Annotated in this window: 9 protein-coding genes and 1 pseudogene; 4 read left to right on the top strand and 6 right to left on the bottom strand. The window is 76.0% G+C overall.

All coding sequences use genetic code 11. The features are described from left to right. Positions 1–201: 201 nt before the first annotated feature. From IHE55_RS18545 to IHE55_RS18535, 3 genes are all read right to left on the bottom strand, one after another. Entirely contained in the window at positions 202–384 is a 183-nt protein-coding gene (locus IHE55_RS18545; protein ID WP_197992102.1) for a Trm112 family protein, read from the bottom strand. A gap of 415 nt (positions 385–799) precedes the next feature. Then, positions 800–2,158, bottom strand: a complete 1,359-nt coding sequence (locus IHE55_RS18540) for a phosphomannomutase/phosphoglucomutase (protein ID WP_197990041.1) — start codon at positions 2,156–2,158, stop codon at positions 800–802. Positions 2,159–2,443: 285 nt separating this feature from the next. Beyond that, entirely contained in the window at positions 2,444–2,893 is a 450-nt protein-coding gene (locus tag IHE55_RS18535; RefSeq protein WP_197992101.1) for a DUF3499 domain-containing protein, read from the bottom strand. Positions 2,894–3,159: 266 nt separating this feature from the next. On the opposite strand from IHE55_RS18535, the gene IHE55_RS18530 reads away from it, so the two are divergent. After that, on the top strand, positions 3,160–3,630 hold the full coding sequence (locus IHE55_RS18530) for a metallopeptidase family protein (protein WP_197990040.1): 471 nt from the start codon (positions 3,160–3,162) through the stop codon (positions 3,628–3,630). Between the two features lie 386 nt (positions 3,631–4,016). Here the strand turns inward: IHE55_RS18530 and IHE55_RS18525 are convergent, their stop codons facing one another. The 3 genes from IHE55_RS18525 to IHE55_RS18515 form a co-directional block, all read right to left on the bottom strand. After that, positions 4,017–5,645, bottom strand: coding sequence for a DUF5719 family protein (locus IHE55_RS18525; RefSeq protein ID WP_197990039.1), 1,629 nt, complete (start codon positions 5,643–5,645; stop codon positions 4,017–4,019). After that, on the bottom strand, positions 5,642–10,225 hold the full coding sequence (locus IHE55_RS18520) for a glycosyltransferase family 2 protein (protein ID WP_232265618.1): 4,584 nt from the start codon (positions 10,223–10,225) through the stop codon (positions 5,642–5,644). The genes IHE55_RS18525 and IHE55_RS18520 overlap by 4 nt, the downstream gene beginning before the upstream one ends. A 505-nt stretch (positions 10,226–10,730) precedes the next feature. Further along, positions 10,731–10,994 (bottom strand): WhiB family transcriptional regulator, encoded by a 264-nt coding sequence (locus IHE55_RS18515; RefSeq protein WP_004952403.1) that lies wholly within the window; start codon positions 10,992–10,994, stop codon positions 10,731–10,733. A 575-nt stretch (positions 10,995–11,569) separates the two neighbouring features. Between IHE55_RS18515 and IHE55_RS18510 the strand changes: the two are divergent. The 3 genes and pseudogenes from IHE55_RS18510 to IHE55_RS18500 all read left to right on the top strand — a co-directional run. Continuing rightward, positions 11,570–12,073 (top strand): annotated as a pseudogene (locus IHE55_RS18510) (cysteine dioxygenase); the annotation flags it as partial. A 182-nt stretch (positions 12,074–12,255) separates the two neighbouring features. Further along, a complete protein-coding gene (cofD, locus tag IHE55_RS18505; protein ID WP_197990037.1) occupies positions 12,256–13,233 on the top strand; it encodes a 2-phospho-L-lactate transferase in 978 nt (325 codons plus the stop codon). Next, positions 13,230–14,591, top strand: a complete 1,362-nt coding sequence (locus IHE55_RS18500; RefSeq protein WP_197990036.1) for a coenzyme F420-0:L-glutamate ligase — start codon at positions 13,230–13,232, stop codon at positions 14,589–14,591. Before cofD ends, IHE55_RS18500 begins: the two co-directional genes overlap by 4 nt. The last annotated feature ends 186 nt before the right edge of the window (positions 14,592–14,777 follow it).

Below are 14,777 nucleotides of genomic sequence, written 5' to 3'. Positions count from 1 at the left end.
GAGGCCGTCGGTTCACCGTGCCTGCGCCCGCACACGTCCCGTCCGTACGGCCGGGCGGCATCGCCGCGCACCTGCGCGCGCGCCCCTTTCCCGTCCGGACGGGAGGGCGGGACCTGCCGGCCCGGTCGGCAGTGCCGGGGCAGTCGGCCGATTTGCGAGGTCCCGGCCCGCGGTGGGGAAGCTGCCCGGGCGGGGGCCGGGTCAGGAGGTGCGGCGGGCCTCGTCGACGAGCAGGACCGGAATGCCGTCCCGCACCGGGTACGCCAGGCCGCAGTCCTTGCTGGTGCACACCAGTTCGTGGCGGTCCGGGCCGGACTCCTCACGCAGCGGGGCGTGACACGCCGGGCAGGCGAGGATCTCCAGAAGACCGGCTTCGAGCGGCATCGTCGGCTTCCCTTCGGGGGTGGGCATGGTCTCGTCAGCCTACCGCCGGGTCAGGGCCGGGCGAGCCGCGCCCGGACCCGGGTCCGGGTGCCCCTGCGGATGCCCGTACGGGCGGGCGCGGCGGACGTCCGCATCGGGGTGGACCACCGGTGGACCACCCCCTACGGGACCGGGCGCCCCCTACGGGCAGGGCGCCCACTACGGGACCGGGCCGCCCCACGGGCTGGGGCTCCCCCGAGGACTGGGCGCCCCCCTACGGGACGGTGCCCGCACCGGTCGGACGCCCCCCTACTGGTGCGAACACTCGTGCCGGGTGAGCGGCGCGGGGTGCCGGCGAGCGGTACGCCGGGGCGGTCGTCCAGACCGCCCCCGCGCACCGCCCGCCGGGTCCTGAGTGGCCGGCGCGGGCCGGGGGTCAGGCCCGGACGATGGCGAGGACCTCGTCGCGGACCCGCTCGGCGGTCGCCGCGTCGCGGGCCTCCACGTTGAGGCGGAGCAGCGGCTCGGTGTTGGAGGGGCGGAGGTTGAACCACCAGTCGGCGGCGGTGACGGTGAGCCCGTCCAGCTCGTCGAGTTCGACGCCGTCACGGCCGGCGTAGGCCTCCTTGACCGCCGCCGCCCGGCCCGCCTGGTCCGCCACGGTGCTGTTGATCTCGCCGGAGGCGGCGTACCGGTCGTACGCGGCGACCAGCTCGGAGAGGCTGCCCTGCTGGCCGCCGAGCGCCGCGAGCACGTGCAGCGCGGCCAGCATGCCGGTGTCGGCGTTCCAGAAGTCGCGGAAGTAGTAGTGCGCCGAGTGCTCGCCGCCGAAGATCGCGCCGGTGCGGGCCATCTCCTCCTTGATGAAGGAGTGCCCCACCCGGGTGCGGACGGGGGTGCCGCCGTTCTCCTTGACGACCTCGGGCACCGACCAGGAGGTGATGCAGTTGTGGATGACCGTGCCGCCGGGGTGCTTGGCCAGCTCACGGGCGGCGACCAGGGCGGTGATGGCGGACGGGGAGACCGGCTCGCCGCGCTCGTCGACGACGAAGCAGCGGTCGGCGTCGCCGTCGAAGGCGAGGCCGACATCGGCACCGGTCTCGCGGACGCGGGCCTGGAGATCGACGATGTTCTTCGGGTCGAGCGGGTTCGCCTCGTGGTTGGGGAACGTGCCGTCGAGCTCGAAGTACATGGGCACCAGGTCGATCGGCAGGCCCTCGAAGACGCTCGGCACGGTGTGCCCGCCCATCCCGTTGCCGGCGTCCACCACGACCTTGAGCGGCCGGATGGTGGTGAGGTCGACCAGGGACCGCAGGTGGGCCGCGTAGTCGGCGAGCACGTCCCGCCGGGTGACGGTGCCGGGGGTGTCCGCGGGGGCCGGGGCACCGGTGGTGGACCACTCCTCCACCAGGGCCCGGATCTCGGCCAGTCCGCTGTCCTGGCCGACGGGGGCGGCGCCGGCCCGGCACATCTTGATGCCGTTGTACCGGGCCGGGTTGTGGCTGGCGGTGAACATCGCGCCGGGCAGGCCCAGCTGCCCGCTCGCGAAGTACAGCTGGTCGGTGGAGCACAGGCCGATCTCGGTCACATCGACGCCCAGCGTCGCGGCGCCCCGGGCGAAGGCGCTCGACAGGCCGGGCGAGGAGGGGCGCATGTCATGGCCGACGACGATCGCCGCCGCGCCGGTGACCCGGGCGAAGGCGGCGCCGAAGAGCTCGGCGAGTGACTCGTCCCACTGGTCCGGGACCACTCCCCGCACGTCGTACGCCTTCACGATCTGCGACAAGTCGGGCACAGCCAACCCCTTCTGGAGGTCTCTACGGTGCCTCAAACCTACCCGCAGGAGCTGATCGCAACGGGTGCGGCGGACGTGCGCCACGCCACGTCGTCCCGGAGGTGTGCCCGGCCCGGCACCGGACACGATCCCGGATACGGCCCGGCCGCCGCCCGGTGGGGCCGCTGAGGGTGTCCCGCGCCAGGACGGGCGCGGCGGGCGGCGACGGCTCGGGGAAAGGCCGGGAATGAACCGGAGAGGACCGGGGATGCCGGGTGGGGGAACCTCTGGGAGGACCCGGCAGGGTCAGGAGGAGTCCGGCGAGCGGAGGACCCGCAGATGGCCGCGGCGGGCGACCTCCCGGGCGTCCGTCTCACGGCCGTTGGGCCCGATGCCGCCGTGACCACCGCCGGCGCCGGCCGCGCGCTCCTGCGGGCGGGCGGCCTCGCGTACCGCGTTGGCGAGTGCTTCGAGATCGTCACCGGTCGGCCGGGCCGGGCCGGTGTCCACCGCGAGGCGTACCACTTCCCAGCCGCGCGGCGCGGTCAGCCGCTCGGAGTGCTCCGAGCACAGGTCGTAGCAGTGGGGTTCGGCATAGGTCGCGAGCGGTCCGAGAACGGCGGTCGAATCCGCGTAGACGTACGTCAGCGTCGCGACGGCGGGACGACCGCACGCGGTGCGCGAACAGCGACGTACAGGGCTCACGACGTTGGACGGTACCGCACTCTTGAGCGGGCCGCGACGACTCTCCCTCAGCTCACTCCACCGTGTCGTCCCGGTTCGCCCGTCCCGTCCGATACGCGAACACACCTTCTGACCTGGGCCGAGTCCTGGTTGACCGGGTTGGCGATCATTCCGGGCGGGGGCCGGGAGGGACGTCCCGGGGGGTGGGTAGAGCAGGACCGGCCTTTCTGGAGACGGCCGATCTCACACCCACCGTGGCCGGAATGTTCATACCGTGCCCGACGGACAGTCACCCGAAGCCCCTGCCGGACGGGTCCCGAGGGCTACTCTCGTCAGTGATGACCAGGTCCGTACCGCCACCCCCGCCGTCCGATCCGCGTCCGCGCCGCCGTGACCGGCACGGCCGGGGGATGCGCGGGCCCATCGCCCCTCCCCAGGTGCCGCTGTCGGTCAGCCGTGCGGAATCCTTCCTCGACCTGGTGCACGACTCGGCGGAGCGGCTGGAGCGGCGCTGGCCGCAGCTCTCCGCGGTGGAGTTCACGGTGCTGGAGGTGCCGGTTTTCGGCCATGACGGGCTGGAGCCGGACGGCGGGGCGCTCTGGGACGGTGAGTCGGTGCCGCTGGGCCGCTTCGTCGCGGGCCACGGCGACAGCCGGGACCGCATCGTGGTCTACCGGCGGCCGGTGGAGATCCGTTCCAAGAGCCGGGACGAGCGGGCCGCGCTCATCCACGAGGTGGTCGTGGAGCAGGTCGCCGAACTGCTCGGGCTCGCCCCGGAATCGGTCGACCCGCGGTACGGCCAGGACTGAGGCCGGGCCTCGCGGCCCGCCAGGGCCGGGGCGACGTGGCCCACCCGGCCGGCGGCCCCCAGAGCCGGCCCCGACGGGCCCGGTCGGCGGCCCCATGAGCCGGGCCCGGGTGAATCGTTCCGGTGGCCTGCGTCGGACGGTCCCGCTCGACGCTCTGCCGGCCGGCCGTCCTCGGCGCCGGCTTCCTCCGGTCCGGTTCTCCGGGAGCCGGGCACGCACCACGGTTCCGCCGGGCCCGTACGGCATCTTCCCGAGGGGAATTCCCGTACGGGTCCTCCCCGCCGGACTTCCCGTACGGGCCCTCCGGCGGGGTTCGCCCGGGCACTGCCCGCCCGGCGGCCCGGCCCGGGCCGGCGGTGCGCGGGGGCGCTGCGCGGCCCGGCCCCTCACTCGTTGAGCAGCGAGAGATCCTGTTCCGCCTTCGGGACCTCCACCGTGCCCCCGTCGTCCGGGAGGGTCTGCACGGTGAACATCGGGACGCCGTCATCGGGCAGCGCGAGCATGCGGGCCGCGTGCACCGGGCCACCGGAGAGGTGTTCCACGGTGATCGCGTAGACCCCCTTGTCCGCCGCCGGCCGGAGCCGGTCCAGCGACACCGTGGTGCCGGCCTTGACGGTGCGGGTCTCGGTGACCGGGGCGCCGCCCTCGGTGGTGGCCGACGCGGTGATCCGCACCTTCGCCGCCTCTTCGGGGGCCACCAGGGAGAGGGTGGTGCCCTCGGCCCGGTTGTCGGCGACCGTGCCCCGCTCGGTGATGGCCGGGGTGGCGGGGATGTACGCGGTCTCCTGCTTGTCGCCCTTGCCGCGGGTGACGCGCAGGGCCGCGACCACCGGCTTGCCCCGGTCGGCGTTCTCCGGGGCGAGCACCAGGGAGCCCGGCTCGCCCTTGGTGACGTCTCCGAGGTCCAGGGCGGCGGTCATCCGGCTCTTGACGTGCAGGGTTCCGTTTCCGGCCGGGGTGATGGAGCCGGACGGGCCGGCCAGCCGCACCGTCAGGTCGGCGTCGTCGCCCGGCGCGTACGCCACCAGCCGGACCGCCGTGGCGTCCTTCGGGATGCCGGGGAGGACCAGCGCCGGCGCGGGCGCGGCGGAGGCCGGCAGCCAGTCACCGCCGAGGTTGGTGTCGGCCGCCTGGACGGCCGCGCCGACCCGGCCGGTGCGGACCGTCACGTGCAGGGTGGCGTTGATCTCCGGCCGCTCGCCGAGGGTGGCGAGCAGCACCGCGACGGTGGACCGTCCCGGGACCTGGATCGCCTCGCCCGCCTCGGCGTCCGTCTCCCCCTCGGCGCCGTACATCTCCAGGTCCACCACGGCGGTCCGGTCGTCCGGGTTGGTGAGGTGGACGTAGTCCTGCCGGTCGCTCGCGGTGCTGACGGCCGGGAACCAGAACTCGGTGTCGGGCGCGGTGCAGGCGGCGCCGAGCAGGCCGCGGCCCACCCCGGCGTCCACGGTGGTGGTCTGCTGGACGCTCCAGCCGGGGGCCAGCCGGCCGTCGGCCTCGCCGATCAGGGCGGGGGCCTCCGCGCCGTCGGCGGTCGCGGTGACCGGGGTACCGGGCTCCTTCACCGGCGCCACCGGCTCTCCGCCCGCCTCCCGGGGCTTCTTCCCGTCGCCGTCGCCGGAGGCGTCACCGTTGCCCGAGGCGTCACCGTCCCCGGACGCGGTGTCGCCGTCCCCTGCCGGGTCGCCGTCGCCCGCCGCCGGGTCGTCGGCGGGGTTCTCACCCGCGGCGGGCAGCAGGGTGGCGCGGCCCGCCTTCGCCTCCCCGTCGGCGCCGCCCTTGCCGTCGGTGCCGTCCTTGCCGTCGGCGGCCCGGGGGGTGAACGCGGTGTACGTGGTCTCCGCGAGGTCCGAGGAGCTGGGGGCCGGGCACAGCAGGGTGGACCGGTCCACCGGCAGCCGGGCGGAGGCCGCGGAGCCGCCCGACGGTTGCGCGGGGTCGGCCAGGGTGGCGACGCCGGTGACCGCGGCGAGGGCCACCACCGCGGCGATCAGGGACATGGTCGTACGGTTCATCGCTGCTGCTCGCTCCCGTCACGGCGCGGGCCGGAACCGCCGTCGCCGTACGTCGTGTCACCCGGCGCGGAGGGCGCGCCGTCGGCCGGGGGGTGCTGCCCGTACCCGTCGTAACCGGTGGGGTCCGGGTATCCGGGGACGCCCGGGTAACCGGCGGGGGCCGGGTACGGCTGCGCGTCCGGATGGCCGCCGCCGGTATGGCCCGCACCGGGGTGTCCCCCGCCGTATCCGTCGGGCGGGTAGCCGTTCCCGGCGTATCCGTCACCGCCGTACCCGGAGCCGCCGTAGGAACCGTCCGGGTATCCGGCGGAACCCTGCGTCCCCGCCGGGTAACCGGCGTCCGGGCCCTGGCCCGCGGCGGGGTAGCCGGTCCCGTGCGCCTGGCCCGCGGCGGGGTAGCCGGTCCCGTGCGCCTGGGCCGCCGGGTAGCCCGTGTCCGCGCCCTGCGCCCCCGCCGGGTGGCCGCCCCGGTACGGGCCGGCCGGGTGGCCGCCCCGGTAGGGGTCGCCGGCGTACCCGCCGGCCTCCTGTCCGTACGTCCCGGACGGGTACGGCTGGGCCTGCCACCCGTCGTAGGAGGGTGTCCCGCCGTCCGGGGCGGCCGGGTGGGCGCGGACCAGGGGGCCCGTCGCACCCGCCTGGTCCGGGGCCCCCTGGTCCGCGCCCATCCGGCCCGGGACCTGCCGGGCGGCCGGACCCGCGCCGGCGGAAGCGGGGGACGACCCGTACGGGGCCGGGGTCGGGGACGGCCCGTAGGGGGGCCTCGGTCGGGGCCGGGGGTGGACCCGTACGAGGTCGGGGTCGGGGCCGTCGGCGTCCCGTAGGGGGGACGGGGAGGTCCCGTAGGGGGACAGGGGGGTGCCGCGTAGGGGGACGGCGGCGTGGGGGGCGCCGGGGGTACGACCGGGCCGCCCGCCGGTGCGCCGGCGCCGGGGCCCGTCGCACCCGCCTGGTCCGGGGGGCCCCCTGGTCCGCGCCCATCCGGCCCGGGACCTGCCGGGCGGCCTCCTGGGTGGACCGCGGGGCCGGGACGGGTCCAGGCTCCCCGAGGGCCGGCGGGGGCCTGCGGGACGGGCCCGGCACCCCACGCGGCGGCCGGTTCCGCGCCGCGGGGGCCGGGAGACGCCCGGTGCCGGGGCGCCGGGGCCGGCCGGGGCCGGGCGGTCCTGACCCGCCGCCTCGGCGGCGGCGCGCAGCCGGCGGGCCCGGCGTCCGTCGCCCTCCATGGCCGCCGCGGCCGCCGCGGCCTCCGCCTCGGGCAGGTCGTCGTCCACCTCCCGGCGGCGTCCGGGCAGCGCGAGCACCACGAGCACCACGGCGAGCAGGGCCTGCGCCCACACCCAGGCGGTACGGGTCAGCGGGGTCTCGTAGGTGAGGTCCAGGCGTCCGCCGCCGGCCGGGAGTTCGAAGCCCTGGGCCCAGCCGTCGACGGTGACGGAGGTGAGCGGCTCGCCGTCCAGCGTGGCCCGCCAGCCCGGCGCGGCCTTGTCGGCGAGGCGCAGCACCCGGCCGTCGGGTCCGTCGGGGATCTCGGTGTGGGCCTCGACCGGGCCGGAGGCCACCGGGACCGGGGCCGCCCCGTCCGCGCCGGCGGACGCGCCGCCGCCGGTGCCGGGCACGATGGTGACGCGGGAGACGCGCTGGTTGACGCGGAGCAGGGTGGTGCCGTCCTCCTGGCTGAGCCGGGTCAGGCCGGGGGTGGTCTCCAGCACCTTCACCAGTGCGCGCGGGGCTCCCTGACGGACCAGCACGTACCGCACCGCGTAGTCGCCGAGGTGGCGGGTCTGGTCGGCGCCGGACCCGGCCACCAGGTTGGCGACCACCGTGTCGAGCCGGGCGTCGCTGCCCGCCTGGGAGGCGAGTTCGGCGTCACCGAGCCGGGCGCCCGCGCCGCGCACCAGCACGTAGTCGATCCCGTCGTGGTCGTCGTCGAGCACCAGGGTGCGGGCCTGGTCCTCGTTGCCGGCCTCGGCGGCCACGAAGGCCGGCACCTGCACCGGGTCGCGCCGTTCCAGCGGCCCGCCGGCGCCGCCCGCCATCCAGCTCAGCGCGGCGAGCAGCGGCGCGGCGGCGCAGGCGGCGACCACCAGCAGGGCGGCGGGCTGCCGCCAGCCGAAGCTCCGGGCGGCGACGCGCTCCCGGGCGCCCTCGGCGCCGACCGCCGCGGCGGACAGCAGCGCCAGGCCGTAGACCAGGGTGGCCGGTCCGGCCCAGCCGGAGCGGTTCCCGGCCACCGCGAAGAGCAGGCCGGTGAGCGCCACGGCCCAGGCGGTGCCGACCGCCGCCCGGCGTTCGCCGCGGAGCAGCGCGCCGAGCGCGGCCAGCACGAAGCCGAGCAGCAGCAGCGTGCCGCCGCCCTTGGGACCGCCGGGGCTGAGGGCGAGCAGGTCCAGTGCGGAGGCGGCGCCGTAGCCGTCGCTCAGCCCGGCCTCGTCGAGGAAGCGGCCGGGGTGCACCAGCAGCGGCAGCGACCAGGGGGCGAGGATCAGCAGCGGGGTGCCGAGCACGGCGAGCAGCCGCAGGCCGTGGACGGTGAGCTGCCCGGTGCCGCCCTGGCGGACCCGCAGCGCCAGCACGCCCAGGCCCAGGACGGCGGCGATCGGCCACACCACGGGGGTGAACGCCATGGTGAAGGTGAGCAGCAGCGCGTACGCCCACACCGCGCGCCAGCTGGGGCGGGTCCGGGCGGCGGCGCCGGCGAAGCCGTGTGCGGAGACCGCGGCGCGGGCCATCAGCGGCAGCAGCACGGCGAGCGCGGCGGTGCCGATGCGGCCGTTGGCGAGGGCTCCGGTGGCGGCGGGCAGGAAGGCGTACGCGACGCTGGCCCAGGCGCGCAGCAGCCGGGAGGAGACCAGCGGACGGGAGGCGAAGTAGGCGGTGATGCCGGCCAGCGGTACCGAACAGACCAGCAGCAGGGTGAGGGTGAACCCGGTGCTGCCGAGGAACACCGTGCTGAGCCCGGCGAGGACCGCCAGGTAGGGCGGGGCGGGTTCGGTGCCGCCGGTGCCGACCGGGTGCCAGCCGTCGGTGTAGCGCGCCCACAGGTCCATCACGTCGGTGGGCACCGGCAGCAGGGCGCCGCCGGCCAGCGAGCCGCCGCCGATCAGGTCGCGGCAGGCCACGAAGGAGACCAGCAGCAGGACGGCGAAGAGCATCGGCCCGGGCTTGCGGGCGATCCGCCGCAGCCGGGCGAACTGCTCGACCTCCAGGAAGTCGGCGTCGTCGCCGCCGGGCCCGGACTCCACCGCGCCGTGCCGTCCGGCGGCCGGCGCCTCGGCCTCCGAGCGCCGGCCGAGGTCTCCGGCGATCTGCTCCACGGTGGCGCGTACGGTGGCGCCGGGCGGCGGGAAGAGGGGGCGCAGTTCGGCGGCCTCGACCTGGGGTTTCCCGCGCCGGCGGCGGCCGTCGAGGATCTTCTGGGGCCGGATCAGGGTGCCGAAGAGTCCGGCGAGTTCGTCGAGCGCCTGCCGGGGCACCTTGCCGACCAGGTAGGCGAGGGTGCGCAGCAGGGTGCTGAGGACGAGCCGCACCACCACGTAGGGCAGCTGCGGGCCGCGGGTGTTGACGAGCAGGGTGTAGACGGCGCCGGCCTTGTCCACCCGGTGCGGGGAGGTGCCGTGCGGGACGAGGCGCTTGCCGGCGCCGGTGTCGGACGGCGGCCGGGAGGCGGCGCGGCCCACGCAGTCCACCGGGCGCCGCTCGCGGGCGGACGCCTCGGCGTGGCGGAGTACCGCGTCGGGGGCGACCAGCACCTGGTGGCCGGCCGCCTGGGCACGCCAGCACAGGTCCACGTCGTCGCGCATCAGGGGCAGCCGCGGGTCGAAGCCGCCGAGCTCCTCGTAGACGTCGCGGCGGATGAGCATGCCGGCGGTGGAGACGGCGAGGACCTGGCGGACCTGGTCGTGCTGGCCCTGGTCCTGCTCCCGGCGTTCCAGGCCGGTCCAACGGCGGCCGCTGCGGGCGATGCTGACGCCCACTTCGAGGAGCTGCCGGCGGTCGTACCAGCTGCGCAGCTTGGGGCCGATGATCGCGGCGCGCGGGCTGCTGTCGGCGACCCGGAGGAGGGCGGCGAGGGCGTCGGGGGCGGGGGCGCAGTCGTCGTGCAGCAGCCACAGCCAGTGGACGGGCTCGCCGGCCCGGCCGTCCGGCCGGGCGCCGGACCGGGGTTGACCGGAGGTGTGGGGCCGGAGCCGGCCGGGGGCGGGGGCGGCGCGGACGGCCTCGTCCACGGCGGTGCCGAAGCCGGCGCGGCGGGCGAGGTGGAGGACCCGGTCGGGGCCGAGGGCGTCGGTGAGCAGCCGGGCGGAGTCGTCGGTGCTTCCGGTGTCGGCGGCGACGATGTGCTGCGCCGGGCGTTCCTGGCCGGTCAGCCCGGCGAGGGCGTCGGGGAGCCAGCGGGCTCCGTCGTGGGCGACCAGGACGGCGGTGACGACGTGCCGGGGGAACTCGGGCGCCCGGCCGGGGACGGAGCCGGGGACGGAGCCGGGGACGGAGCTGGAGCCGGAGCCTGGTACGGGGCCGGGGACGGAGCCGGCGGCACCCGCCGGGTGGCTGACTGCCGGTTGGTTGTGCACGGACATCGAGGTACGGGCCCTCCGACGGGGTGCGGGGGCCCGCGGCGGAGCCGCTGTGGGCCTTCAGGCCCCCGGGAGACTGCGGTGCTGGACTGCGTGGACGCGCCCGGCCGGTGGGGCCGCCGGCGCGCCGTTCGAGGCCCCCGGCCGGGCCAGGGGCACCCCACACTAACGGCTGGGCACAGCAGCGGTCCGCCTCCCTGCGCCCGGGCGCGGGGGGCGGACCGTGTGGTGGACGGAGAGCCGGGGGCCGGCGGCGTGCCGGGAAGCCGGCGCGGAGCAGGGGCCGGCGGAGGGCCGGGGACCGGCCGGCCGGCGGGGAGCCGGAGGTCCGGGGCCGACGGGCCGACAGGAGCCGGGGGCCGGACGGCCGGTGGTCCGGGGGCCGGAGAGCCGGGCGTGTGCCGGGGATTCGCCGGTACGGGCGATGGCCGGAGGCCCGGTGGTCCGGCGGCCGGAGAGCCGGCGCGGGCCGGGGGCTCGCCGGTACGGGCGATGGCCGGTGGTCCGGTCAGACCGCGGCCTTCTTCAGCCGGCGACGCTCACGCTCCGACAGACCGCCCCAGATGCCGAAGCGTTCGTCGTTGGCGAGGGCGTACTCAAGGCACTCGGAACGGACCTCGCAGGCAAGGCAGACTTTCTTCGCCTCGCGCGTAGAACCGCCCTTTTCCGGGAAGAACGACTCGGGATCGGTCTGGGCGCACAGTGCGCGCTCCTGCCAACCGAGCTCCTCATCCGCCTCTTCGACCAGCAGTTGCTGGAACAACTCGGTCATGTGCGCCCCTCGTCTGTTTTTACGTCCCCGCGCCGCCCGGCGAAGATCGCCGCCGAACGACACGAGTGAAATTACAAGTGTGCCGATCCGGGCCAGTCAAGCCGGGATCTGCTATTGAGCCCCTTATTCACTCTGCGGAACCAAGGAAGCGCGGAAAGTGTTCAAATATACCTAAAACAGACACGTTTCCGAGCCGCCCTCACAACGCCTCCCGTGGCGTGAAGACGTCGCCCGCGCCGCACCCGTTGCACAGGAGCACCGGATGTGCGCCACCTCTCCCGTTCTTCGGAGAACAAACCTTTCTGCACGGCGGGTAGCCGGATGGGGTGAAGGAGCGGCCGTAAACCGATCGTCAAGTTGACAGCGGCTCCCCGCACCGGCTCTCCTTGTCCCCATGCCAGTGACCCCCATGCACCAGCCGACCCGTACCCACGGGTTCCGCTGCGCTGTGCAGGCTCGCTGTCGCTGTTCCAGCTGTTGATGCCCCAAGGCTCCGGCTTCCCGCGTTCCTGACCGTTCCGGTCCGCCAGCTTTCCGCTTCCAGCTTTCGCTGCACCGCAGCCGAGGAACCGACCATGAACAGCGACGTCCAGATCGCCGGCGACCCGCTCGCCATCCCGCATCTGCTGCCGCCCGTACCCGACCACCCGACCACCGTCGCCGCCTTCGCCGGCCTGGCCCGCCGGATCGCGGACGACCGCGCCGGCTGGGCCCCGCTCGTCCGTTACGACGCCACCAGCCGCTGGTACCACCGGCTGCGCACCGGCCCCGGCTACGAGGTCTGGCTGCTGAGCTGGGTCCCGGGCCAGAGCACCGGGGCGCACGACCACGGGGCCTCCTCCGGCCTGCTCACCGTGCTCCAGGGGCGCCTCACCGAGCGCTGCGGCACCGGGCCGCGCACCACCCGGCACACACTGACCGTGGGCACCCAGCGCGTCTTCGCCCCCGGCTATGTGCACGACATCGCCAACGACGCCCTGGAACCGGCCGTCAGCCTGCACATCTACCACCCCGGGCTCACCGACATGCCCATGCACCCCAGCCAGGAACGGATCGCGGCGCTCGCCCGCCCGGCGGCGGCTGCCGGTGGGGTCGTGCCCTCGTCCGGCGGGGTCGTGTCCTCGGGTGGGCTCGTGTCCGGCGGGTCGGTGGCTCCGGGTGGGGCGGCGTCTCCGGGTAGGGCGGTTTCCGGCCGGTGACGGGTGCCCGGTCCGGGCCGGGCCCACCGGCCCGGCCCGGACCGGCCTGCCACAATCGCCCCATGCGCATTGTGGTTCTCGCGGGCGGTATCGGTGGCGCCCGTTTCCTTCGCGGCCTCACCTCGGCGGTACCCGACGCCGACATCACCGTCATCGGGAACACCGGCGACGACATCCACCTCTTCGGGCTGAAGGTCTGCCCCGACCTGGACACCGTGATGTACACGCTCGGCGGCGGCATCCACGAGGAACAGGGCTGGGGCCGGGCCGACGAGACCTTCACGGTCAAGGAGGAACTCGCCGCGTACGGCGTGGGGCCGGAGTGGTTCGGCCTCGGCGACCGGGACTTCGCCACCCACATCGTCCGGACCCAGATGATCGCCGCGGGCTACCCGCTGAGCGCCGTCACCGAGGCGCTCTGCGCCCGCTGGCAGCCGGGCGTCCGGCTGCTGCCGATGACCGACGACCGGGTCGAGACCCATGTGCTCATCGACGACCCGGACGCCCCGGCCGACGGCACGCCGGCCCGTAAGGCGGTCCACTTCCAGGAGTACTGGGTGCGGCTGCGCGCCCAGGTCCCGGCCCACGCCATCGTCCCGGTGGGTGCGGAACAGGCCACACCGGCGCCCGGTGTGCTGGAGGCCATCGCCGCGGCCGACGTGATCCTCTTCCCGCCGTCCAACCCGGTGGTCAGCATCGGCACGATCCTGGCCGTCCCCGGCGTGCGGGAGGCCATCGCGAAGGCCGACGTCCCGGTGGTGGGCCTCTCCCCCATCGTCGGCGACGCCCCGGTACGCGGCATGGCCGACAAGGTGCTGGCCGCCGTGGGCGTGGAGTCCACCGCCGCGGCCGTCGCCCGGCACTACGGCTCCGGCCTGCTCGACGGCTGGCTGGTGGACACCGTGGACGCCGGCGCGGTCGCGGACGTGGAGGAGGCGGGCATCCGCTGCCGCGCGGTCCCGCTGATGATGACCGACGTGGCGGCCACCGCGCGGATGGCCGCCGAGGCGCTGAAGCTGGCCGAGGAGGTGCGGGCATGACCGCCGCCACGTCCGCCCCCGTGCCCGCCGCCGCGTCCGCCCCCGCGTACCGGGTCTGGGCGCTGCCCGGCCTGCCCGAGATCCGCCCCGGCGACGACCTCGCCAAGCTGATCGCCGGCGCCGCCACCGCCGAGGGCCTGCCGGGCCTGGCCGACGGGGACGTCCTGCTGGTCACCTCGAAGATCGTCAGCAAGGCGGAGGGGCGGAGCGTCCGGGCGGACGACCGGGAGGCCGCCATCGACGCCGAGTCGGTCCGGGTGGTGGCCCGCCGCGGCGGGCTGCGCATCGTGGAGTCCCGGCACGGCTTCGTGATGGCCGCCGCCGGGGTCGATGCCTCCAACACCCCGGCCGGGACGGTGCTGCTGCTGCCCGAGGACCCCGACGCCTCGGCGCGGCGCATCCGGGACGGCATCCGGGAGACCCTCGGGGTGACCGTCGGGGTGGTCCTCACCGACACCTTCGGCCGCCCCTGGCGGAACGGGCTCACCGATGTGGCGATCGGCGCCGCCGGCGTACGGGTCCTGGACGACCTGCGCGGCGGCACCGACGCGCACGGCAACCCGCTCCAGGTCACCGTGGTCGCCACCGCCGACGAGCTGGCCGCCGCCGGAGACCTGGTGAAGGGCAAGGCCGGAGGGCTGCCGGTGGCGGTGGTCCGCGGGCTGCCGCACGTCACCGCGGCCGATGACGACGGGCCTCAGCCGGGCGCCCGGGCCCTGGTGCGCGACCCGGCCGACGACATGTTCCGGCTGGGCACCTCCGAGGCGGTACGCGAGGCCGTCACGCTGCGCCGCACCATCCGGGAGTTCACCGATGACCCGGTGGACGGCCGGGCGGTCCGGCGCGCGGTCGCGGCGGCGGTCACCGCACCCGCCCCGCACCACACCACCCCGTGGCGGTTCGTCCTGCTGGAGACCCCCGAGGTGCGGCTGCGGCTGCTCGACGCGATGCGTGACGCGTGGATCGCCGACCTGCGCCGGGACGGGTTCGGCGAGGAGAGCATCGCCCGGCGGGTGCGGCGCGGTGACGTGCTGCGCAACGCGCCCTATCTGGTGGTGCCCTGCCTCGTCGCGGACGGGGCGCACCCGTACCCGGACGCCCGGCGGGCGGCGGCGGAGCGCGAGATGTTCGTGGTGGCCGCCGGTGCCGGGGTGCAGAACCTGCTGGTCGCGCTGGCGGGCGAGGGGCTGGGCTCGGCCTGGGTGTCCTCCACGATGTTCTGCCGGGACGTGGTGCGCGAGGTGCTGGAGCTGCCCGCCGACTGGGACCCGATGGGGGCGGTGGCGGTCGGGCACCCGGCGGCACCGCCGAAGCCGCGGGCGGCGCGGGGGGCGGAGGCGTTCACGGTGGTGCGGTAGGGAGTTTCGGGGGTCGGGGTTGCGTCGGTCTCTGGGGCGGGTTCCTTCGTTCCGGGTCGGGGGTTGCGTTTCGGATCGGGGTCGGTTCCGGGCCGGGGTTGGTTCCGGGTGGGGGGTTGCGTTTCGGGCGGGGGGGTTGCGTCGGTTTCGGGCGGGGGGTTCGTTCGTGCCGGGTCGCGGTTGCGT

It is taken from the genome of Streptomyces pactum (genome assembly GCF_016031615.1).
Lineage (GTDB): Bacteria > Actinomycetota > Actinomycetes > Streptomycetales > Streptomycetaceae > Streptomyces > Streptomyces pactus.
Note: the sequence above shows the minus strand (reverse complement) of the source record. Positions and strands in the feature narration are given on the sequence as shown.